The organism is Octadecabacter algicola, from assembly GCF_021532625.1.
GTDB lineage: Bacteria > Pseudomonadota > Alphaproteobacteria > Rhodobacterales > Rhodobacteraceae > Octadecabacter > Octadecabacter algicola.
In genome coordinates, this window is sequence record NZ_JAKGAR010000003.1 from 425,227 (window position 1) to 445,110 (window position 19,884).

The following is a 19,884-nucleotide window of genomic DNA, read 5'->3' on the forward strand; positions in this document are numbered from 1 at the left end:
CCCTGCACATTCTGTTGCTGGTCATGGGAACCTAAGAGCTAGGTCGTTACGATATGGTAACCAAATCAATTAATTTGACGCAGCAGTTCCATCAAATCGCATAAGCAGTGCTTCAATTGCCCGTCGACTTTCTTGTGACTGCGCTAGAATTTCTCGCCGATCAAACAACGTTTCGACTGGATCCTCAAAAGGAGGATTCAGAACGGTTTCCGCGAAGGCCGATAAAACCTCATCGTCGTCAAGGGTGAGTCGATCCCATGCGCCAGCGCGAAATTGTAGTGTCGCGTCATCTACTGCAGCGTCACCAACTGTCTGCGCGGACAGGACGGCCCTATGGTCTCCCAAACCCTCATATGCACGCGTGCGCAGCTCATTCGCACGTCTATTTGTCGAACCAGTCAAACTTTCAATCGCACCGACATAATCTTCTACTCCTATCGCGGCTTCGGCACGTAAATATCGCCGTTCAGCCGCCGCGTTGCGCTGGGCTGAACCTTTAAGAAACTCAGCTGCTCGTGCTGGAAACCCATTTTCGATCAACCGCGCTGCAATGAGATTTTCACTATGTGACGCAAGGCCTTTTGGCGGGTCTTCAAATGCAAAGCCAAGAAATGTTTCAGTTTCAGCCTGCTCTACCATTCTAACGACCGCAAAGTTGACGACATCGAAAGCTGCTTGATCTTCCCGCTGCTCAAGAAGATCAAATGCCGCGCGATACTGCTTGAGTTGTACGCGGCCAATTGCTTCTGCGACGGCGAGACGGTTCGCAACGGGCGTACCACGATGCTCTTGTCGCAATGCTGCAGCCAAAATCAGATCTGACTCTCTAGGGATCGTTTCGTTTTCAACCCCGAGCTCTATCAAGCGAATAAGTGAATCAGGAGAAATACGCGCATTGTCTGCAGCTTCTTCCTTCAGCGCGGCCATTGCTTCCTCTAGATGGTCTTGCTGTTCCGCAACAAAAGCTCTGGCTGCCACAGTTTCGTGATTTGCTGCGGTATCATGGTGATCGGTCGCTCGGAGCAATTGTGCAGCAGCGTCGACATCGCCAACGGCTGCAAACTGTCGAGCCATACGATGGGCTAACTGCCCACGCAAAGGCTGCGGTAATTCCAAAAAATTCTGTAGAATTTGATTTCTTTGATCTTCATCAACTTCTGTTGGCTGAGCAATAAATGCCCACATCGAACCCGGTGTGTCGCATCCCGCTTGCGCGAGTATGAGATCCGTTTCTGCATCATATTCGTCAATCAATCCAGCAAGTTGCAAAAGAACTATCCGGTCCTGACTTTGCGCCGGATCAGACGCTAAAACAATTCTCGCCTCGGCACCAAAGCCAAAATGCAGATACAGTTTGGCCAGTCGGTTCTGCGCTTCCAACGGTTGCTCCCCAAATTCACCAGCCAAAGCTTCAGCCAAATCCGCTATTTGAGTGTGTATCGCTCGATCATCACCCCACCGATCAATTTGGAATAGATCGGCTGATAGGCATTGTTCTCCAATTCCAGCACCCAAAATATCGCGGATCGCTGCAAGGTCTCGATCCATCGCCGTCGAAATCCCAATACCAGGATGGCTAGGCACGGCTGACGGAACTGATGGGATTTGTTGCACGATCCTATCTATAGGTACTTCATTATACACCGGCTCTCGCTCAGCAGATGACGTAACATTCGCATCAAGAAAGCCCTGAGACGTTGCTCTCGCAAGGCCCTCAATAAGCGCAGCCTGCATTGCAGCAACATCCGTTCGATCTAGGCCAATCGGATCCCTATAATCAGGAGTTGCAGCGTTTTCAGGAACCACCAAATCTGGACTAGATAGAGACAAAGGCGGTAGGGACGCGTTCCGCAATACCAGCAAGTTTGGCAATTCCAGGCCTAAGTCTTCCGATGCCAAAAGTGGTCGCGAGGGTCGTGTTGGCGGCTGGGCAGGTTCGACCTCACTGGCTAGCGTTTCACCCGAAACGATATCGACTACCAACTTTCCCCTTTGCCATAGAAAGGCGTCGGCCTCACAATCGCAATCCACAGCGAAGAAGAGTTCATTCTTCGTTGTCTGCGAAACACTTAACACCCTTTCTCGAGGGATCCGTTCAAAAACTTCTGAGGTGTCAAACCCGTCCTCGTGGCCTTCGAGGGTCAACAGGTAGCCGCCGTCTGTAGGTTCGATGAACCAAGGCGTTCCGGACCCGATACCAATCACAAATCGGGAAAACGTCTCGTGTTCACCGGTACGGATTGGTGCAGGATCGGCCCAGGCCGCTATAGGGAAACACAAGAAAGCCAAAACATAACGCATCATGCTGCATCCTGTTTGGCAGCTTTCAAAGCCTCTTCCAGATCAGTAAAGCTTGGACGGCAATGACCAGGCGTATTCTGGCGACCAACTTCGATACAAATATTAGGCGCATGTTGGTAAAGGTTTGCCACAAGGACTTCCCTAATAAGCTGATAAAAATGTGCGTCGTCTTCAACAACCGTTTTAACCCGCCCTGCAAAGGGACCGACCAAACCATAGGCGAGAAATACTCCCAAGAATGTGCCCACCAAGGCACCACCAATCATTTTTCCAAGGACTTCTGGCGGCTGATCAATAGACCCCATCGTCTTGATAACGCCGAGAACGGCCGCAACAATTCCCAGAGCAGGTAGACCATCAGCAATCGTCTGAAGCGCATGTGTGCCATGCATGGAATGGTGAAAGTTAGCCTCTATCCGTTTCTCAAGGACTTCTTCGACCTGATGTGGATCATCATAATTCATAGAGGCGGACCGCATCGTGTCACAGATCAATGCAACCGCCTCGCCATCGGAAAGAATTTTTGGGTACTTCCCAAACAAAGCGCTGTCCGTCGGTTCCTCAATGTGGGCCTCTAACCCGACGGGATTGGTCCTCGCAATGCGGATCAGCTCAAATAGAAGACACAACAGGTCGCGATAATCATCGGGCTTCCATTTCGTCCCTTTGAAGACTTTTCCCATATCTTTCATGGTGTGTTTGATACCTGACATATCGTTGGAAATCACAAAGGCGCCGACAGCCGCGCCGCCAATCATGATCATCTCGAATGGGAGCGCTTTTATGATCATCCCCATCTTGCCCCCGGCTAGCGTGTAGCCACCAAAGACCATAACAAAAATGATTACGATTCCGATCAAGCCGATCATGATTCTACCCCTACTTGTGCTTAAATGGTGATGCCATGGCAGTGGTTAACGTTCCGTCAGCACCACTACTCAGTAGGTGCGTTTGTATTTCGGCCGGCGATAATAACGCTTATTGAATAAGCAGTTTGCGGGTCTAACCCTGCCAAAACTGCCGCCGCCGATTCAGGTGCCATACGCATTAGAAAGCCCGATGCAAAATCTGGCGCCATCTGACTAAATAGTCCGGCGGCATCCGCAGGTTTCATGTTTTCATAGACCGCTGTGAGCCGTGCTATATCGTCGTCGTTTGCGGTCTCGGATAGGGCTATCGCCGCTATCAAAGACTCCTCTGCAGCCCGGAGTTCGTCCAAACGTTCACTCAACTCGACTTCTGCCAATGACAAAGCGCGCATCCGGTCTTCCATTGCGACTTCTCTCTCTGAGATGCGCCTTTCGCGATCCTGCAATGCGTCTAGCAAAGGCTGAACGACTACGACGGGCGTCTCCATCGGTGCTTCAACCATTGGGGCAACCGTTTCTTCGGCTAATGCAATGGCCGGTCCGACACCCGTCGCGAACCTGGTCACCCCGGAGATTAAAAGCAGGCTCGAGATTACGAGGAGGACATGTTTGGATTTTCGACGCCCCACGTTATGTCACCTCTTCAGAGAAGATCGGACTGCGAACAAAAAAGGGATCAAGAGTTGGTGTTTGAGGCGATGTTGGCCTCGAATTATTTGGGGCAGGAAGATCGTGGAGCGAAGCCATCAGCAACTCTAGCCGCTTTGCGGCTTGATCCGCCTGTTCACATTGAACCACTAGTGTATTCCCCGACTCTAATGAAGCATGCTCTGCCTGTCTGAGCGCTTTCGAAAGATCGTCAACCTGCACCGACAGCACAGCGATGGCGCCTCCAACCCCATGTTCGAGGTCCGTAAAGCGACGCAACCTTCGTGAAAGAACGAAACAATAGAAACCGGCCGCTAAGGCCCCTGCGGTTAGTAATATATCGGCGATAAATGCCATAGCTGACCCTTTCTAGTTCAACACAAATTCCATGATTAGGATGTCCTTGACCCGTCCATCCCCAACAACGACCTGCACGCGTCGCAGCATCTGTGCGCGCAGCCGGATTAGAGCTGTTGAGTCTTCCAACTCAGACAGATCGACGGCGCGCAGATATCCATTCAGGACATCGATAATGCGCGGCATGAGGCTCAAGACTTCTTCGCTGTATGCTGGGTCAACTTCCAGCTGAGACGTAAATAATAGATGTTGCGCACGGGCATGCGGAGGCAAGTTTATAACCAAGGTTTCCACTGGCACGAACGCGAGATCTGGGAGTTCTTCGGCAACTTCCTCATGAACAGCCTCTACTTGGCCATCGTTGCCTGACCCGCCGATGATTCCCATATTTACTGCCAAGAAACCGCCAGCACCGCCAACAATTGCTAAGACCAACCCGAGAATCAGAGGTATCTTCGAAGACTTTTTCGGTGGGTTCCCGTCTTCGGCGTCGGGTGTTTCTTCTACTTTTGCCATCGTTGCGATCCTTCCGTTCTTATCAATCAATACCTGCGAGGAACTAACCGATTGTTAAGCCTGATCCGGATATTGATGAGAAACAGGCAGCACGCCTTGATACGGGAGAATCCCCATTGGGAAGCACAAACACCGCTTGGTCTAACCTTGATACACGCCGCCGAATCATTGTGATCGGCGCATCGCTGGCCGTCTTTGGCGCCGTCTTGATGATGGCTCGGTCGACAACGTCGCCAGATCTTTCCTTGCTTTATGCTGGATTGGACAATGCAACCGCTGGCGATGTCGTCACATCCCTAGATCAGCGCGGCGTGACATATGAAATACGAGGCGGCTCGATTTTCGTACCTTCGTCCGATCGGGATCGCCTTCGTATGGCATTGGCTAGCGAAGGTTTGCCTGCGAATAACTCTCAAGGGTATGAACTACTTGATAACTTGTCTGGCTTCGGCACGACGTCACAGATGTTTGACGCTGCTTATTGGCGCGCCAAAGAAGGTGAACTTGCTCGAACGATTCTGGCGAGCCCCCATATTCGTGCTGCGCGGGTCCATATTTCAGCGACGTCTGCACAGCCGTTTCGTCGCGAGCAAGCGCCCACAGCAGCTGTAACCGTAACAACTGTCAATGGAACTCTGGATGCCGGACAAGCAGATGCGCTTCGTTTCTTGGTCGCGTCCGCGGTCCCAGGGCTAGCACCAAACGACGTCGCTATTATTGATGGTGTTGGCGGGCTTGTTTTAAGCAGTGATCAAGGAGCAATCGCGCCTGAGGCAAGTGAAAAAGTCGCCGAGCTGCGAAATCGAGTCGAACGACTCTTGGCCGCACGAGTTGGGCAAGGCAATGCCGTCGTCGAGGTGAGCGTCGATACCATTACCGAAACCGAATCGATCTTTGAACGTCGGTTCGATCCCGAAACGCGCGTGGTAATCAGCACAGATTTGCAAGAAAGCAGCGCATCGTCGCAAGACAGCATATCAGGAGACGTTTCTATCGCATCGAATCTCCCCGACGGAGATGGCGTAGGAAGTGCAGGTGCGGCCACAAACGAAAACAGCGAAACCCGTTCTGTCACCAATTATGAAGTGTCCGAAACCCAACGGGAGGTAGTACGGGCGCCCGGAGCTGTGCGTCGCATAAGTGTAGCGGTTTTGGTCAACGGCATTGAAACAACGGACGATGCGGGGGTGACATTTCTTGCGCCGCGTCCAGCGGAAGAACTTGAAGATCTTCGCATGCTCGTAGCATCCGCGGTTGGCCTCGATGCAGAGCGCGGTGATGAAATTACGATTCGTTCAATGGCTTTCGAAGCGCTACCAGAACTCGGAACTGCGGCGGGGGAGGCTCCTGACCTACCCACGGCACCTCTCAACATTATGAAACTCGTACAAACTGGGGTGCTCGGCCTCGTCGCATTAATTCTAGGCCTATTTGTGGTGCGTCCAGTGCTAACGGCAAAGCATGAAACGCCGCCATTGCTAGATAATAGCGGAGGCGGCGTTACACCAATGGTCATTGGCCCAAATGACAGCGTCATAGACGGCACGTCCGCACCTTCTGTCGCGCAAAGTAGCCGAGCAAATCAAACAGGCAGAGATGAAGCTGAAAACGCGGACGATGACCCTGTGCAGAGACTTCGTGGACTTATTGACGACCGACGCGACGAAGCAATTCAAGTCCTCCAAAGCTGGATTGAAGATCCAAATTCGGAGCCTGCTAAATGACATTTTCAAATATCAAACTAGAATGCTTCGATATCGATGGCGGCGAGGAGTCTTCGCCCCCCAGTGCTGACTACAATAGAGGTTTTGAAGCCGGATTACTCCAAGCGAAAAATAGCATCACCGCCACGCAAGAGCAGAGCATTTCCGAAATCGCCGCAACCTTGGGTGATATGACCTTCGGTTACACCGAGGCCCGAGACATCCTCCTAGAACAAATCCAACCATTGTTGGCTCAGATTTCCCAGATCGTTCTGCCCCAAATCGCCATGCATAGCTTTTCGGAACATCTCACTGAAGCGATGGCACAGGCATTTTCAGATGCAACCGACAAAGCGATCGAGGTGGCAGTCGAGCCCAGTATCATTGGGAGCCTAAATTTACGCAATGAAGCAGTCAGAATCGTCCCTGATCCGGCCATGGAACATGGGCAAGCCAGACTTCGCCGTAAGGACACGCACATCATCGTTGATTTGCCAGCCTTACTCGATGCCCTTCAAACGGCCCTTCTAGGTCACGATCTAACGCAAAGGACTCATTCAAATGGATGACACACCAACAAGTGCAGTTGCGCACCCCCTTCATAACGTACCAGTCGAAGTCACAATTTCCGTCGGTCGGGCCCGGCCCCTCGTGCGAGATCTCTTAGAACTCGGTGAGAATGCTGTGCTCGCTTTGGATAAGCGCATCGAAGACCCAGTGGACTTGTTTGTAGGTGGACGGCTCATTGCCCGCGGTCAACTTGAGCAAGTCGCCGACAGCGAAACCGGTCAATTAGCCGTGCGCCTTACCGAGGTAATTTCAACAGGTATTAGCAGTGAGTAACCGGATGCCATTATTGCTTGTCTTTGGTTGTCTTGCCGCTCTAGCGGGTCCAGCTTTTGCGCAAGATGTTTCAATAACGCTGGACAATAGTGGGTCACTTGCCACGCGATCCGTTCAACTTATGGTGCTTATCACGCTATTAAGCATCGTCCCTGGCCTCGCTATCATGATCACATGCTTCCCGTTCATGGTGACCGTGTTATCGATACTTCGGCAAGGCATAGGATTGCAGCAATCTCCGCCTAATATGTTGATTGTTAGCCTAGCCTTGTTCCTTACTTACTTCGTAATGGAACCTGTTTTTACCGAGGCGTGGAAAAATGGAATTGATCCCATGCTGAATGGAAACATGTCGTTGGAAGTCGCTTTTGTAAAAGTCATGGAACCATTTCGCGTTTTTATGTCGGGCCGTATTGAACCTGATACGTTTGAAGAACTCGCCAGCCTCCGCTCAGAAGTGGCACAGTCACAGCCTGTCGAGACCTCACCTCTTTCGATTCTAATCCCATCATTCTTGTTGAGCGAAATTGAGCGTGCCTTTCAAATTGGTTTCTTAGTCTTCTTGCCGTTCCTGATCATTGACCTCGTCGTAGCCGCTGTACTTATGTCCATGGGGATGATGATGGTACCTCCAGCCATTGTCTCGTTGCCTTTCAAACTATCATTCTTTGTGGTCGCCGATGGCTGGAGTTTGATTGCTGGAAGCCTAGTTCGAAGCTACTTTTGAGGTCACCTTCAACGCACTACGAATTCAGCGTGGAGCGCGCCTGCTGCTTTAATGCTTTTCAGAATATCGATCATGTCGCGTGGCGAAACACCTAACGCGTTCAATCCCGCCACGACTTCTGAGAGTGAGGTGCCTTCCTGGATCTCCGCAAGACCTATCCCCGGTTCTTCGTTGATCTGTGCATTAGTATTTGGAACCACAATTGTTTGCCCATCAGAAAATGGGTTAGGTTGAACAACAAGAGGCGCTTCCTCAATACGTAGAGTGAGGTTACCTTGACTAACTGCAACACGGGAAATCCGAACGTCTTCCCCCATGACGATAGTTCCTGACCTCTGATCAACGACAACTCTTGCGCGACGTTCCGGTTCGACCAGAATGTTTTCAACCCGAACCAGCGAATGAGCAGGCGAAACATCGTTTGCTGCCGCGATGTCTAAGCGAACAGTCCCCGCGTCGAGCATGACCGCAACACCACGACCATAGGCTTGGTTTATCGCGGTTTCGATCCGAGCCGCAGTCGTAAAGTCAGGAGATCGCAAAGCGAGCCGGATGACGGTTAAGTCGGAAAATTCAAAATCAACCTCGCGTTCCACAGTCGCACCTGACGGGATCACACCGGCAGTCGGAACGCCCTGTATCACCCCCCCTCCATCGCCTTGTGCAGACACACCACCAGCAATTATCGTCCCTTGCGCTACGGCATAAATCTCACCGTCAGCGGCATTGAGTGGCGTCATAATAAGTGTACCACCCAATAGGCTATCAGCATCTCCAATCGCCGAAATAGTAACGTCAATCGGACTTCCCGTCCGAGCAAATGGCGGCAGGCTGGCCGTCACAATGACGGCGGCAACATTGTTTGGTCGAAACTGCTCGCCCGTTACATTTACCCCAAGCCTTTCGAGGATGTTGCTCATGATCTCTTCTGTGAACGGCGAATTTCGTAGACCATCCCCAGTCCCATTCAACCCAACAACAAGACCATATCCGACTAAATCGTTTGAACGAACACCGTCAAACTCGACCAGGTCTTTGATCCGGATGGGTGAGGCGCAAGCTATGTTAGTCGAAAGAATTAGAAATAACGCGGCAAACATTCTGATCAACGCAAATACTCCATTAATGAAAGGCGCGATAATCGCGCGGTTAGGGTATATTGGGTTTCCAACTGTTGCTGGACGGCCTGCAAGCGCGTGGCTGTTTCAAACGGATCGGCTAAAACCAAATCATTTCGCGCGATGCCGTAGGACGATTGTTGTGCCGAAATTCGAACGGACGCTTCTTCAACTTGGCCTTCAGCATAACCTATACGGGCTTGCAGGTTTACGAGTGGTGACGCGGCAGTCAAAAGTTCATCGCCGGCCTGCTTTTGCATCGCGCGTCGCGTGTCTAGGTCTAGCGATAACGACGTATCACCCGCCAGAGCACCAAGAGCCATCGCCTTCATGGTATCGCGAAGCGACGGGTCATCAGCGCGCGCATCAACGTTTATTGTTTGGTTCGAGCCGACAGGACGAGTCATCGTACCCGTCTGGTCGCCTTGATAACCGAAAGTTTGAAACCCTCCTATTGGATCATCAAACCAAGTGTCCAAGGCCGCTTGAATATCTGCTTGAGTCGTAAGGCCCGAAACTGCAAGACGTATGTCTTCCATCATTAACTTTGGGTCCGACATTGGATTTGAATCCACATCATTGCCGCCAAATATACTGCGATCGCCAAAACGAGTGTTAAGTGTATTCACCGTCATTTCGAATCCAGAGAGTGAAATGCTGCTGACGTTCTCAATTTGAGACATAGAGCTTCCCGAATTTACGGTAAGAAGCGCGTCACTGATCGCAGATCTTTGCCCATCGATGCCGTCGAGCGCAATTTGCATTGTAGACAACAGCTGACTGACGCTAGTGCTGGACTGCGCGTAAGTCTCGAGCATCTCTAACTGGCGATCAATGCTATTCAACTTAGTTTGGTCGGCACCAAGATGGGCCGTGAGATCAGATTTCTCCCCCGTGGTTAGTTCTTCCACCAAAGTTTGCATGTCATTCTTTAGTGAAAGATTTGCCCGTGATGTCATGAAATATTGGCGCATGTCGCCAACCGTTGAGACCGGCATGTATTATAACTCCATCAAGGATTGCATCATCGTCTCGACCGCCTGTATGACACGAGCGTTCGCGGCATAGGCTTGCTCTACTCGAAGCAACATTTGCATCTCGTAATCGCTGTCCACGCCATTAGCCGCTTCAGCTTCTTGCAGACTTGCCCAGCGAGCGGTTGCGAAACTGAGTTCCGCCTCAAACTCAAGACGTTGACTTCCGACCTTTCCCTCAAAGGACGACGCTCGACCCGCCGCACTTTGTTGAACTGGGTCGTTTGCTGTGCTTTTCGTTGCTGTGAGTGCTGACGAATAGGCCTGCAGTAAGCTGGCGTTGCCTGAGGGGCCCGCTACGGCTGCATTTATGCCATCTCGCAAATTGGTCAACGTGCCACCCTGATCAGGGTCAACTGCAGCGTTAACGGAAATTCGTCCTGCCAAGCCTGTCGAATTGGCAGCATCGAAAGCTGCACCTGCGTCCGTGAAAAGCCCCGCGTCACCCGCTACCAATGTTGGATCAACATTAGGGTCCTGAAACCGCTCCATTAAATCGGCGGCAATATTGTCGAGTCCTTCCTGTGCCGTAACCAATTCAACGTCACGTGCTTGGAATGCGGCACCAAGGGATCCGCCTGAAAGTTTGCCTAAACCATCGCTCGCAATAGGCTGGCCATCAAGGGTTATGCCAGATAACCCGCCGCTAGCGAGGGTCATGTCCGGTACAATTGTGTTATTTTGCGTAAAGCCGAACTGCTTGGCCTTACCCTCTAACAACGTTTCACCGTCCGGTGTCATTAAAGCGACCTGACCGCCATCGCGGTCCAGCTCTCTGACTGGGACGATCTCCGAGATATCATCGATAATTTGCTGCCGTTGATCCATCAAACTTGACGGGTCGCCACCGGTGTTTCGCGAATATGTAATATCAGCGTTCAACTGTTCAACTTGAGTCAACCGAGTATTGAGAAGATCAACCTGCTCAGCAATGGATGCATCCGCTTCTTCTCGAAGGGTTTGTACGCTTTCAGATGCATTATTTAAGCTTTTGGCGACGCCACTTATCCGATTGGCCAGCGTCGAAAGGGCAATCGGGGACGATGGATCAGATGCTGCATCCACCAGCGACGCCTCTAACGCAACAATGTAGGATGAGATCGACCCGTCTTCTCCCGTACGTCCAACGGTATCCTCAACTTGGCTCATCGTTGATACAAGGGATCCATACTCCCCAATGCTTGTTTCTGCCAAACGGCGGTCCGACAGAACACCGCGATCAACGTGCCGAATAACCGAGCCGACCTCGACACCGCTGCCTAGCCCACCAATAGACGCGGCAGACAAGCTGAGAGTGCGTCGCCCATACCCGTCGGTCAACGAGTTCGCCAAGTTTGACGATACGACTTCGGCAGTTCGAGAAGCCGCATTCATGCCAGATAAGGCGTTGGAGAGTGAATTGGAGATACTCATGGTCCGGCTACCTCATTGGCTTAGCGTTTGATATTTGTAGTTTCCTGCAGCATTTCATCGACGGTCTGAATGACCTTCGCATTTGATGAATAAGCGCGTTGGGTTTGAATAAGATTGGTGAGCTCCCCCGCAACATCAGTTGCGGATTCTTCGCGCGCATAACTGACGATGTCGCCGGTTGGCCCATCGGTTGCATCCCAGAGATAGAACTCACCACTTTCTGGAGTGACAGAATAGCTTTGATGATCTTCGGTCGCCAAGCCATTGGTGTTCGACACATCTACCAATGGAATTTGATAGATCTTACGAGAAACCCCGGTATCGAAGAAGGCATGGACGTATCCATTCTCATCAACTTCTACCGACGTCATATTGCCAACCGGTGAACCATCCTTCGAAATGGAAATCGGGGCGAAGGTATCGGACAACTGAGTCATTCCATCAGCTTCCCCGATCAGACCTATATCGATATCAATGTCTAGGTTACCACCCGAGACGGCGACAGAAACTGTACCTTCAGCAGCGTCATACGCCCCACCGACCGCATCTGTTATCGACAGAAGCCGCCCGCCTAGACCTGGGGAATCGTCGAATTGTAGTGTGTAATTGCCCACGATTGTGCCGTCTGAACTGTCCTCGATCAACATTGTCCATTCATTCGATGCGCCCGTTGCGGGAACAGATGGTGAAAAGCTAATCGATAGGTTCTCTGCGGTTCCCAAGTTGTCGAAATACTCGATTGAAAGTTCTTGAGTTTCTCCAGATGAGCCTGCTTCTGTTTCCGCTGCTGGAAGATTAACGGCAAGTTCAATTTGCGTCGTTGGATCGCTCGCGAATTGTTGCGAGTTAACTTGGATCGGTTCTAGACCACCGATACTGTCTCGAGGAAAAGCTGGTATTGTCCCATCCGGATCGGCCGGCCACCCAAGCAGAACCAGCCCGCTTGTCGTCGTGAGATACCCATCAGAATCAGGACGGAAAGATCCAGTTGATGCCAGTCGCATCGGAAAATCAGTGCCGCTCTCAGAAGATACAGATGATCCTTCGGTAACTGGCAGCATACCGGTACCACGAACGGCAAGATCCGTCGCATTGGACGTCGCAACAAGAGGGCCACGTTCATCGATCATCCGTTGAGTGGTCACTCTCACACCACCAGCCGTGTATGTCCCTTTATTGCTGCTGATGACCATTGAATGAAAATCGGCGACCGAACGCTTGTATCCATATGTCGCGGAGTTCGCGATATTGTCGGAGATTGTTGCAAGGCGGCTCGCGTTCGCAGCGAGCCCCGCCACCCCAGCGTTCAGGGAAGATGAAATTGTCATAGTCTTGGCCTTTCTGTCGCAAGGAACTAAATTCTCTCCCCTTGCCTACAGCCCTGCCCTTAACCGGTCCCTAATAGATAAAATGTGACTTAGTTCTCGACCCGGAGCAGAGTTATCTCGATCCGGTCATTGCGGACAGATAACGAATCTTCATGGGCTAAATCACGATCGGCGTTGCCGGTAATACGCGCAATCCTTGCGGAATCGAGATTCCCTGCCTCAAGCAAAAGACGAACAACCTCGGCACGTCCGGTGGATATTTCCCAAACTTCGCGATCCGCAACAACCAATGGAACCGAACGCGTATGACCCTCAATGGCAACGGGGTTCGTTACAATCGAGAACACACGAGCAAACATCGCGCTTAACTGAACAAGAACAGGGGCTGGATCAGCAGTTTCACTGTCAAACAACGGTGCACCTTCGCGGGCGAACACCTCAATGATTAGGCCTTCGTCGGTTAGCCGCGTCACCACGTGCCGCAACGCTTCTTGCTGCACAAGGCTTTCACCGCCAATTCCTAGAAGTCGGGCTTCGATGTCTTGCAATGCTGCAACTTCAGCAGCAGCAGCCTCTCCACCAGACAGACCACCATCCAGAGGAACAGAGTCCGCGGCCCCTGATCCATCTTCGATCATTGCATCTTCAGCCATCATACTTGAACCACCAAACATTCCATCCCCACCACCAGAAATTCGGACCACGGGGATTGTCGGCGAAAAGTAGTCGGCAAGACCTTTGCGCTGCTGTTCTGTCGTCGCATTAAGCAGCCACATCAACAGGAAGAAGGCCATCATGGCCGTCACGAAATCGGCGTAAGCAACTTTCCAAGCGCCACCATGATGACCGCCGCCGGCGATAACCTTTTTACGTTTAATGATAACTGGTGCGTTTGACCCATGCGCCATTGCGAACTCCATTCCTGATTAAAGATGGGTGTACCGCGAGGACATACAAATGCTGTGATCGAATTGTGTTACACTTGGGGCGAACGTTTAAAATACATCTCATCGGGTCCACAGAATTCGATCAGGTCATAACCATTCTCATCCATGATCTTCTTGATCTCTGGTGTGCCGGTATTGTTTTCGATCGACCAGATTTTCACATCATGCTTATCAAATGGGAACGACTTGAGGCACTCAATCTCGCCACCCTCGATATCGAGAGAGATGAAGTCGGGATTTACCAAGTCCAACTGATTAAGGACACCAGACAAGGTCATCGTCTTTACTTTCACCACGTTCTCTTTGTGGCGCTTGTCATTGCGCACCCGACCTAGGAGCGCCTTGTCATAACTGTCCACCAACCCGCTCATTTGGGTGTAACCTTCGGTGATCTCAATAAAGTCGGCTTCACCTTCAGATGCCGCAATGGCGACTTCTACGCAGGGGCAAGACCGATTGACTTTAGCGCGTTCAATTTGTGCTCGAACTGGTTCAACCAAAGCACCAGTCCAGCCGCGGTCCGTCTCGAGAAAGAATGTATTTGACCCTGTGACGCCGTCATACCCGCCAACATCCACGAATGTTCCGCCCCGCTTCTGTTCCAGCGCGGTGTCGACAACGCGATCCTGTCCAGCTTGGGACATATATCCGTAAAGCGGCGACAGCATTTGCTGCACTTCGTGATAACGCCGAATTGCAGGTCCCCGAGAACGCGAGCGGTCCTTTTGCAACTGTGCACCCAGTTTCTTAGCTTCTTTTCGTAACAGGCGGCGTGCTTCATTAATATTTTCGCTCATGTTTCGACTCCATGGTCTGAATAGGATTTTTCTTCGATCAGGCTCGATCCAAGCAATAGGTTTATTCGTTTCTTAACATCCGACCGGCGGTCATTCGTGATGTATACAGCGCGAGCAAGACGAATGAATTTTTCGCCAAAGTCCTTGGACCTTTCGCAATCGCGAATATCATCTTCAATGTTCCAAAGCTCTGCGTTGATCTCGTAAAGCTCTTCCCACAGGACGTCCAGTTCCGGGCTGGCTGGCACCTGTGTCTTTGCGGTTTTCATCAGAACACCTTTTTCAACGCGCACATTTGCGACCTTCGTGACGTCAGAAATACGTTCTTCTTTGAGACGCAGAATCGTCAGCTTGTCGATCAACTCACCCGGAGCCGTCGGAACCAATATATGGTCAACCATATGCCTTTGCCTTTTCAACTAGTGCGGCCGTTGCTGCATCAAATGCCGATGCCCAATCTTGCGGAGTTTCTTGTCGAAACAGACGCATCGATGGATACCAGTCAGTCGCCTCACCAGCGTGACGATAAACCCAAAATGCATCCCAATGCAGCATGACCCACGTCGGAACACCCAAAGACCCAGCAATATGCGCGGTTGCAGTGTCGGATGTAATAACTAGATCCATCTCCTGCATGGTTGCAGCAGCATCGGCAAAATCTCGGTCCGTGCTAGCCGTATCAATCATGAGGGCGTTGCTTCCGTCCTTTTGATACGCGTCCAGAAACGGACCCTTATAAAGCGAGAACAACTGCACATTGGGAATAGCAGCCATCGGCAAAAACTCTCGGTGGGTAAACGACCTAAACGTATTACCCTTGTAGGTAGCAGACCCAGACCACACGACGCCGACTTTGAACGATTTGCGATGGGGCGCAGAAAAAACCTTAGCGCGTTTTGTAGAGTCATCGGGAATATTGAGGCGCGTGGGCGGCGGTACAACTCCTGCTTCATCAGCTGCATAAGTGATCTTGGGAAGATCCATAAGGTTCAACCATAGATCTACCGGATCGTCCTTGCCGACCTGCGAACCAATCCAATCGACACCGTCTATTCCATCCAACAATCGCAAGAGCGGCTTTTTCGCGATCAACCTGATCTTTGCACCTTTAGCTGCAACGAGCGGGATAAACCGTGCCAACAACACCATGTCGCCAAAACCCTGCTCAGGAAAAACGAGAAGCGTTTTTCCTTTAACAGTCATGCCTTCTTCCCATTTCGGGAACGGAACCTGCGGCAAGTCAAGTTCATCTGAATCCCAACGCGCGTCATAAGACCGGAATGCAGGACCGTACCGCCCGGCGCCAAGTTGCGCGAAAGCGAGCTGTAGTTTGATTTCAAACTCGTCTGGAAACTCTGAAACCTTAGGTGTCAGATAATCAATTGCCGCCTGATAGTCGCCCATGCCCCTAAAACACCGTCCAATCATAGCGTGATGCATCAGATGACTTGGGTCTTCCTTAAGAGACGCTTTGCGCAATTCAATCGATTTTGCATAGCCACCCGTGTCCGATAGAATGTTCGCGTAGTTGTTGCGAACACCTTTATCTTCCGGCGCCAGTGCATAGGCTCGCTCTTGTGCGATCTTGCCCATCTCATGTTGACCGCGAGTCCGATAAAGCGACCCTAGGTTTGTCCATATACCGGCATCACTGGGGTTCTGAGCCAGATAGTTCGCATAAGACTGCAATGCTTCATCATAGCGGCCAGCCTTATGAGCATTTACTGCGGCTATACGCGCGGCCCTTGCGTCGTCTGCCATCGCTTAGCCCTTGTCGCGCTTGCGGGAGACTGGCTTCAACAGTGTTTCTGGCCGGCGTTCTTCAGCCGCTTCAAACAGGCTAAATGTCTGGTTCACGTAGTTCACTGCACCTGAAATCAGATCCATGTATTCTTGCAACTCAGGCGTCAGTTCAGTCTCGGTCACAGATACAGGGCGTTCTGGGGACTGAGTTTCAAACCCCATGTAGAATAATGGATCACCCCGTTTGATTTTGATCGGCTTGTCCGTCTCATGCCATTCGAACGCCCACATCAAAGGGCGCGGCCAAACATTGATCGGGAACCGGCCGCCAAAAATCGTGCCGGGAAGTGGGTCTTTGTTGTAATGCATGAACGGGCTGACTTGGCTGGCGTAGACAGGTTCATCAGAGATGAAGACATAGGGCAATGACAGCTGGATTGTAGGGATGCCCTTGGTGCGCCATTCCACCTCTGAGGTCATGTGAAGTTTTTCACCGAGCTTGCTCGCACGAATGTTGGACTGTGTGCCCGCCAAATTGCGCAGCACAGGATTACCTTTGTCGTCACGCGCGAAACCGATGTGGATGTCAAACGGGCATTTCACCATGAAATACCGGCTTTCCATATTGATCACAGCTGGGCAGCGTGACGCCGATTTTGCGTGTTCGCGATTCATCTCTACGGATCGAACACGTTCGGGCGCATCGTAAATGATTCCGCCCTTTTTATCGTTTAGAAACCAACCCACTTGAACGGGACCGCGCCCAGTCTCGGTGTCTTTAGTGTTCTCGAATGCCACTGAAAGGCGCATCGCCTTCTCCAATACTGCTCTTTTTGGGGGATAGAATCGCAATCCCGCGGTCAAGTCAAAGACTGGGGAAGAATAAGCAGTCGAACTGGCACCAAAACAGCGCGGTTTAGGTGAAACTGTGGCGCCGATAGATATCTGTGCACGACAAAGGGTGTCGCAAACGAACCTAGACAGAGCAGATCTGGAATGGTCTCGTTTAAAGGCACAGTTGGAGAGAACGCCATGAATGACCAATACCGCGTTGTAGTTATCGGAGGTGGCGTTGTCGGTGCCTCAGTTTTGTATCACCTCGCTAAGTTCGGCTGGACTGATGTTGCACTGATCGAACGCAATGTTTTGACAGCGGGATCATCTTGGCACGCCGCAGGCGGCATCCATGCTTTAAACGCCGATCCGAACATGGCCGCTCTTCAAGCCTATACGATTGACCTCCTGTCTGAGGTCGAAGCCGAGTCCGGCATCGATATCGGCCTACACATGACGGGCGGCATTACAGTCGCCTGCGATCCGAACCGCTGGGAATGGCTGCAAGGGGCGTATCGCACCTTTCAAACCATTGGCATTGAGGACTGCCACCTCATGAGTGTCGAAGAGATCAAAGAAAAATGCCCCATCATGTCAACCGAAGGTGTCATTGGCGGGCTATGGGCAGACCGGGAAGGCTATGTCGATACAACTGGCACCGTTCATGCATATGCACGCGCCGCGAAGAAACGCGGTGCTGACATAATCGAACACAACCGCGTTCTAGAACTGAATTGGAAAGGTTCTGCATGGGAGGTCGTGACCGAGAAAGGCACTATTACAGCTGAACATGTCGTAAATGCGGGCGGGCTTTGGGCTAAACAGAACGGCCGCATGGTCGGACTTGATCTGCCCGTTTCTCCGCTCTCGCATCACTATTTCCTGACAGAAACGATCCCCGAACTAGAAGCTATCGACTTCGAGGTTCCTATGACCGTGGACCTAGAAGGGTTCACTTATATGCGCCAAGATAAGAAAGGCATTTTGGTCGGTATCTATGAAACCGATCACCAGCATTGGATGATGGACGGAGCGCCATGGAACTACGGCATCGAACTTCTGCAGGAAGACACCGATCGGATTGAAAATGAGCTGACGCTCGCCTTTGAACGCTATCCATGTTTGAGCGACGTCGGCATTTCGTCTTGGGTCAACGGAGCATTTACATTCTCACCAGACGGAAACCCATTAGTCGGGCCGGTTGAAAGCGTACCAAACTACTGGTTGGCCTGCGGTGTTATGGCTGGTTTCTTGCAAGGTGGCGGGGTCGGGAAAACTCTCGCAGAATGGATGATTCACGGCGATACAGAGACTGATGCGTGGTCGATGGATATCGCGCGTTATGGCCCGCACCAGTCGAATAAGGAATACATCAAACAGACAACCGGCCAGTTCTATTCCCGACGCTTTGTGATGACTTATCCCAACGAGCAATTGCCCGCAGGTCGTCCGTTGCGCATGGCACCGGCCCACGATGCTATGACCGAAGCAGGCTGCCGCTGGGGTACGAGCTGGGGTTTAGAGACGCCTCTTTATTTCGCGCCTAAGGACTTTGAGGAAACCCCGTCTTTGAACCGTTCTGATGCATCGCCCTTTGTAAAAGCAGAGTGCAAAGCTGTGCGTGAAAAGGCGGGCCTCCTCGACATCACTGGATTTTCGCGTTTTGAAGTCTACGGGCCAGGTGCGGAAGACTGGCTTAACCATGTGTTCGCAACAAAGCTACCAAAAGCCGGACGCTCCCGATTGGCGGTAATGCTTTCACCCGAAGGCAAAGTGAAGGGCGACCTGACCCTGTTTAATTGGGGCGACGGCACGTGGTGGATCATGGGCAGCTATTATCTGCGTAAGTGGCACAAACGCTGGTTCCATGACAATGAAGCTCCAAACATGGTCATTCGGGATGTATCCGATGATGTTTGTGGGTTTGCAGTTGCAGGCCCAAATGCCAAGGCGATCATACAATCGATCCAGCCCGAACTTAGCCTGCCCTTTATGGGCTGCGGCACCTACGACCTTGGCCTGCTAAGGTGCAAAATCGGGCGGCTTTCTGTGACCGGCGAACACGGTTACGAGATTCACTGTCGTGCGAATGAACACATCGCATTGCGTCGAATGCTTCTTGAGGCTGGTAATGATCACGACCTGAAGGAGATAGGTTTCAACGCCATGCTATCTTTGCGGATTGAGAAATCTTACGGCGTCTGGTCCGCCGAATTCACTCAGGATCGAACGGCGGCAATGACCGGCATGGACCGATGGATTGATTGGGAGAAGCCAGATTTTGTTGGCCGTGACGCCGCTATTGCCGAGCGTGAAAATCAACCCGAGCATGTCTTGGTGACGCTCGGTCTCGATAGTCCGGATGCAGATTGCGGCGGATATGAACCCGTATGGTCCAATGGAAAGCGCATCGGTTTTACGACCTCGGGCGCATTCGGCTATACAGTCGGACAGAGCATCGCGATGGCATTGGTAGACAAAGAGTACGCGGATAGCGGAACCAAGTTATCCGTCCATGTAGTCGGGGTCGAACGCCCTGCAACCGTATTGGAATCATCTCCTTATGATCCGAAAGGTATTGCGATGCGTATTTAGGTCAGAAGCGATCGAGGCGGGACCCTCGCGCTTTGGTGAGGGCGTTGTCACAATTGTCGCAATCCGCCACACTCACCCCATATCCATTAGCGAACCAATGATAGGGGGCTA

General features: G+C 51.6%; 19 protein-coding genes. 5 read left to right on the forward strand and 14 right to left on the reverse strand.

Annotated features, from left to right (window positions below; all coding sequences use genetic code 11):
* Positions 1 to 69: 69 nt before the first annotated feature.
* From L0666_RS13295 to L0666_RS13315, 5 genes are all read right to left on the reverse strand, one after another.
* A complete protein-coding gene (locus L0666_RS13295; RefSeq protein WP_235261876.1) occupies positions 70 to 2,304 on the reverse strand; it encodes a hypothetical protein in 2,235 nt (744 codons plus the stop codon).
* Positions 2,301 to 3,170, reverse strand: a complete 870-nt coding sequence (motA, locus tag L0666_RS13300; RefSeq protein WP_235261877.1) for a flagellar motor stator protein MotA — start codon at positions 3,168 to 3,170, stop codon at positions 2,301 to 2,303. Before motA ends, L0666_RS13295 begins: the two co-directional genes overlap by 4 nt.
* Positions 3,171 to 3,235: 65 nt before the next feature.
* The gene (locus L0666_RS13305) at positions 3,236 to 3,736 is read right to left on the reverse strand and encodes a MotE family protein (protein ID WP_235261878.1); all 501 of its coding nucleotides are present in this window, start codon (positions 3,734 to 3,736) and stop codon (positions 3,236 to 3,238) included.
* Positions 3,737 to 3,800: 64 nt separating this feature from the next.
* A complete protein-coding gene (locus L0666_RS13310; RefSeq protein WP_235261879.1) occupies positions 3,801 to 4,175 on the reverse strand; it encodes a hypothetical protein in 375 nt (124 codons plus the stop codon).
* A gap of 12 nt (positions 4,176 to 4,187) precedes the next feature.
* The gene (locus L0666_RS13315; protein WP_235261880.1) at positions 4,188 to 4,691 is read right to left on the reverse strand and encodes a flagellar basal body-associated FliL family protein; all 504 of its coding nucleotides are present in this window, start codon (positions 4,689 to 4,691) and stop codon (positions 4,188 to 4,190) included.
* Positions 4,692 to 4,807: 116 nt separating this feature from the next.
* Here L0666_RS13315 and fliF point away from each other — a divergent pair, with 116 nt between their 5' ends.
* From fliF to fliP, 4 genes are read left to right on the forward strand one after another with little or no spacing between them, the layout of a single operon-like run.
* Positions 4,808 to 6,415 carry a flagellar basal-body MS-ring/collar protein FliF gene (gene fliF, locus L0666_RS13320; RefSeq protein ID WP_235261881.1) on the forward strand — a complete coding sequence of 536 codons (1,608 nt, stop codon included), beginning with the start codon at positions 4,808 to 4,810 and terminating at the stop codon, positions 6,413 to 6,415.
* On the forward strand, positions 6,412 to 6,963 hold the full coding sequence (locus L0666_RS13325; protein ID WP_235261882.1) for a FliH/SctL family protein: 552 nt from the start codon (positions 6,412 to 6,414) through the stop codon (positions 6,961 to 6,963). The genes fliF and L0666_RS13325 overlap by 4 nt, the downstream gene beginning before the upstream one ends.
* The gene (locus L0666_RS13330; protein ID WP_235261883.1) at positions 6,956 to 7,237 is read left to right on the forward strand and encodes a FliM/FliN family flagellar motor switch protein; all 282 of its coding nucleotides are present in this window, start codon (positions 6,956 to 6,958) and stop codon (positions 7,235 to 7,237) included. The genes L0666_RS13325 and L0666_RS13330 overlap by 8 nt, the downstream gene beginning before the upstream one ends.
* 4 nt (positions 7,238 to 7,241) lie before the next feature.
* Positions 7,242 to 7,964, forward strand: a complete 723-nt coding sequence (gene fliP / locus L0666_RS13335; RefSeq protein ID WP_235262212.1) for a flagellar type III secretion system pore protein FliP — start codon at positions 7,242 to 7,244, stop codon at positions 7,962 to 7,964.
* Between the two features lie 8 nt (positions 7,965 to 7,972).
* Here fliP and L0666_RS13340 read toward each other — a convergent pair whose 3' ends face one another.
* From L0666_RS13340 to L0666_RS13380, 9 genes are all read right to left on the reverse strand, one after another.
* Complete coding sequence (locus L0666_RS13340) at positions 7,973 to 9,064, reverse strand: flagellar basal body P-ring protein FlgI (protein ID WP_235262213.1); 1,092 nt, start codon at positions 9,062 to 9,064, stop codon at positions 7,973 to 7,975.
* 5 nt (positions 9,065 to 9,069) lie between these two features.
* On the reverse strand, positions 9,070 to 10,080 hold the full coding sequence (locus L0666_RS13345) for a flagellin (protein WP_235261884.1): 1,011 nt from the start codon (positions 10,078 to 10,080) through the stop codon (positions 9,070 to 9,072).
* Between the two features lie 3 nt (positions 10,081 to 10,083).
* On the reverse strand, positions 10,084 to 11,529 hold the full coding sequence (flgK, locus tag L0666_RS13350; RefSeq protein ID WP_235261885.1) for a flagellar hook-associated protein FlgK: 1,446 nt from the start codon (positions 11,527 to 11,529) through the stop codon (positions 10,084 to 10,086).
* Between the two features lie 20 nt (positions 11,530 to 11,549).
* On the reverse strand, positions 11,550 to 12,857 hold the full coding sequence (locus L0666_RS13355) for a flagellar hook protein FlgE (protein WP_235261886.1): 1,308 nt from the start codon (positions 12,855 to 12,857) through the stop codon (positions 11,550 to 11,552).
* Between the two features lie 89 nt (positions 12,858 to 12,946).
* Positions 12,947 to 13,765 (reverse strand): flagellar motor protein MotB, encoded by an 819-nt coding sequence (locus L0666_RS13360; RefSeq protein ID WP_235261887.1) that lies wholly within the window; start codon positions 13,763 to 13,765, stop codon positions 12,947 to 12,949.
* A 68-nt stretch (positions 13,766 to 13,833) separates the two neighbouring features.
* Positions 13,834 to 14,601, reverse strand: coding sequence for an FkbM family methyltransferase (locus L0666_RS13365; protein ID WP_235261888.1), 768 nt, complete (start codon positions 14,599 to 14,601; stop codon positions 13,834 to 13,836).
* A complete protein-coding gene (locus L0666_RS13370) occupies positions 14,598 to 15,002 on the reverse strand; it encodes a hypothetical protein (protein ID WP_235261889.1) in 405 nt (134 codons plus the stop codon). The genes L0666_RS13365 and L0666_RS13370 overlap by 4 nt, the downstream gene beginning before the upstream one ends.
* Positions 14,995 to 16,362, reverse strand: coding sequence for a tetratricopeptide repeat protein (locus tag L0666_RS13375; RefSeq protein ID WP_235261890.1), 1,368 nt, complete (start codon positions 16,360 to 16,362; stop codon positions 14,995 to 14,997). The genes L0666_RS13370 and L0666_RS13375 overlap by 8 nt, the downstream gene beginning before the upstream one ends.
* Positions 16,363 to 16,365: 3 nt before the next feature.
* Positions 16,366 to 17,154, reverse strand: coding sequence for a hypothetical protein (locus L0666_RS13380; protein WP_235261891.1), 789 nt, complete (start codon positions 17,152 to 17,154; stop codon positions 16,366 to 16,368).
* 222 nt (positions 17,155 to 17,376) lie between these two features.
* Between L0666_RS13380 and L0666_RS13385 the strand changes: the two genes are divergently transcribed.
* Positions 17,377 to 19,773, forward strand: coding sequence for a GcvT family protein (locus L0666_RS13385; protein WP_235261892.1), 2,397 nt, complete (start codon positions 17,377 to 17,379; stop codon positions 19,771 to 19,773).
* Positions 19,774 to 19,884 lie beyond the last annotated feature (111 nt).

What these genes read in the sequence shown, in the direction of transcription:
- L0666_RS13295 (WP_235261876.1), bottom strand. Translation starts at nt 2,304, where the DNA reads ATGATGCGTTATGTTTTGGCTTTCTTGTGTTTCCCTATAGCGGCCTGG.
- motA (WP_235261877.1), bottom strand. Translation starts at nt 3,170, where the DNA reads ATGATCGGCTTGATCGGAATCGTAATCATTTTTGTTATGGTCTTTGGT.
- L0666_RS13310 (WP_235261879.1), bottom strand. Translation starts at nt 4,175, where the DNA reads ATGGCATTTATCGCCGATATATTACTAACCGCAGGGGCCTTAGCGGCC.
- L0666_RS13315 (WP_235261880.1), bottom strand. Translation starts at nt 4,691, where the DNA reads ATGGCAAAAGTAGAAGAAACACCCGACGCCGAAGACGGGAACCCACCG.
- L0666_RS13325 (WP_235261882.1), top strand. Translation starts at nt 6,412, where the DNA reads ATGACATTTTCAAATATCAAACTAGAATGCTTCGATATCGATGGCGGC.
- L0666_RS13330 (WP_235261883.1), top strand. Translation starts at nt 6,956, where the DNA reads ATGGATGACACACCAACAAGTGCAGTTGCGCACCCCCTTCATAACGTA.
- fliP (WP_235262212.1), top strand. Translation starts at nt 7,242, where the DNA reads ATGCCATTATTGCTTGTCTTTGGTTGTCTTGCCGCTCTAGCGGGTCCA.
- L0666_RS13340 (WP_235262213.1), bottom strand. Translation starts at nt 9,064, where the DNA reads ATGTTTGCCGCGTTATTTCTAATTCTTTCGACTAACATAGCTTGCGCC.
- L0666_RS13345 (WP_235261884.1), bottom strand. Translation starts at nt 10,080, where the DNA reads ATGCCGGTCTCAACGGTTGGCGACATGCGCCAATATTTCATGACATCA.
- flgK (WP_235261885.1), bottom strand. Translation starts at nt 11,529, where the DNA reads ATGAGTATCTCCAATTCACTCTCCAACGCCTTATCTGGCATGAATGCG.
- L0666_RS13355 (WP_235261886.1), bottom strand. Translation starts at nt 12,857, where the DNA reads ATGACAATTTCATCTTCCCTGAACGCTGGGGTGGCGGGGCTCGCTGCG.
- L0666_RS13360 (WP_235261887.1), bottom strand. Translation starts at nt 13,765, where the DNA reads ATGGCGCATGGGTCAAACGCACCAGTTATCATTAAACGTAAAAAGGTT.
- L0666_RS13365 (WP_235261888.1), bottom strand. Translation starts at nt 14,601, where the DNA reads ATGAGCGAAAATATTAATGAAGCACGCCGCCTGTTACGAAAAGAAGCT.
- L0666_RS13370 (WP_235261889.1), bottom strand. Translation starts at nt 15,002, where the DNA reads ATGGTTGACCATATATTGGTTCCGACGGCTCCGGGTGAGTTGATCGAC.
- L0666_RS13375 (WP_235261890.1), bottom strand. Translation starts at nt 16,362, where the DNA reads ATGGCAGACGACGCAAGGGCCGCGCGTATAGCCGCAGTAAATGCTCAT.
- L0666_RS13380 (WP_235261891.1), bottom strand. Translation starts at nt 17,154, where the DNA reads ATGCGCCTTTCAGTGGCATTCGAGAACACTAAAGACACCGAGACTGGG.
- L0666_RS13385 (WP_235261892.1), top strand. Translation starts at nt 17,377, where the DNA reads ATGAATGACCAATACCGCGTTGTAGTTATCGGAGGTGGCGTTGTCGGT.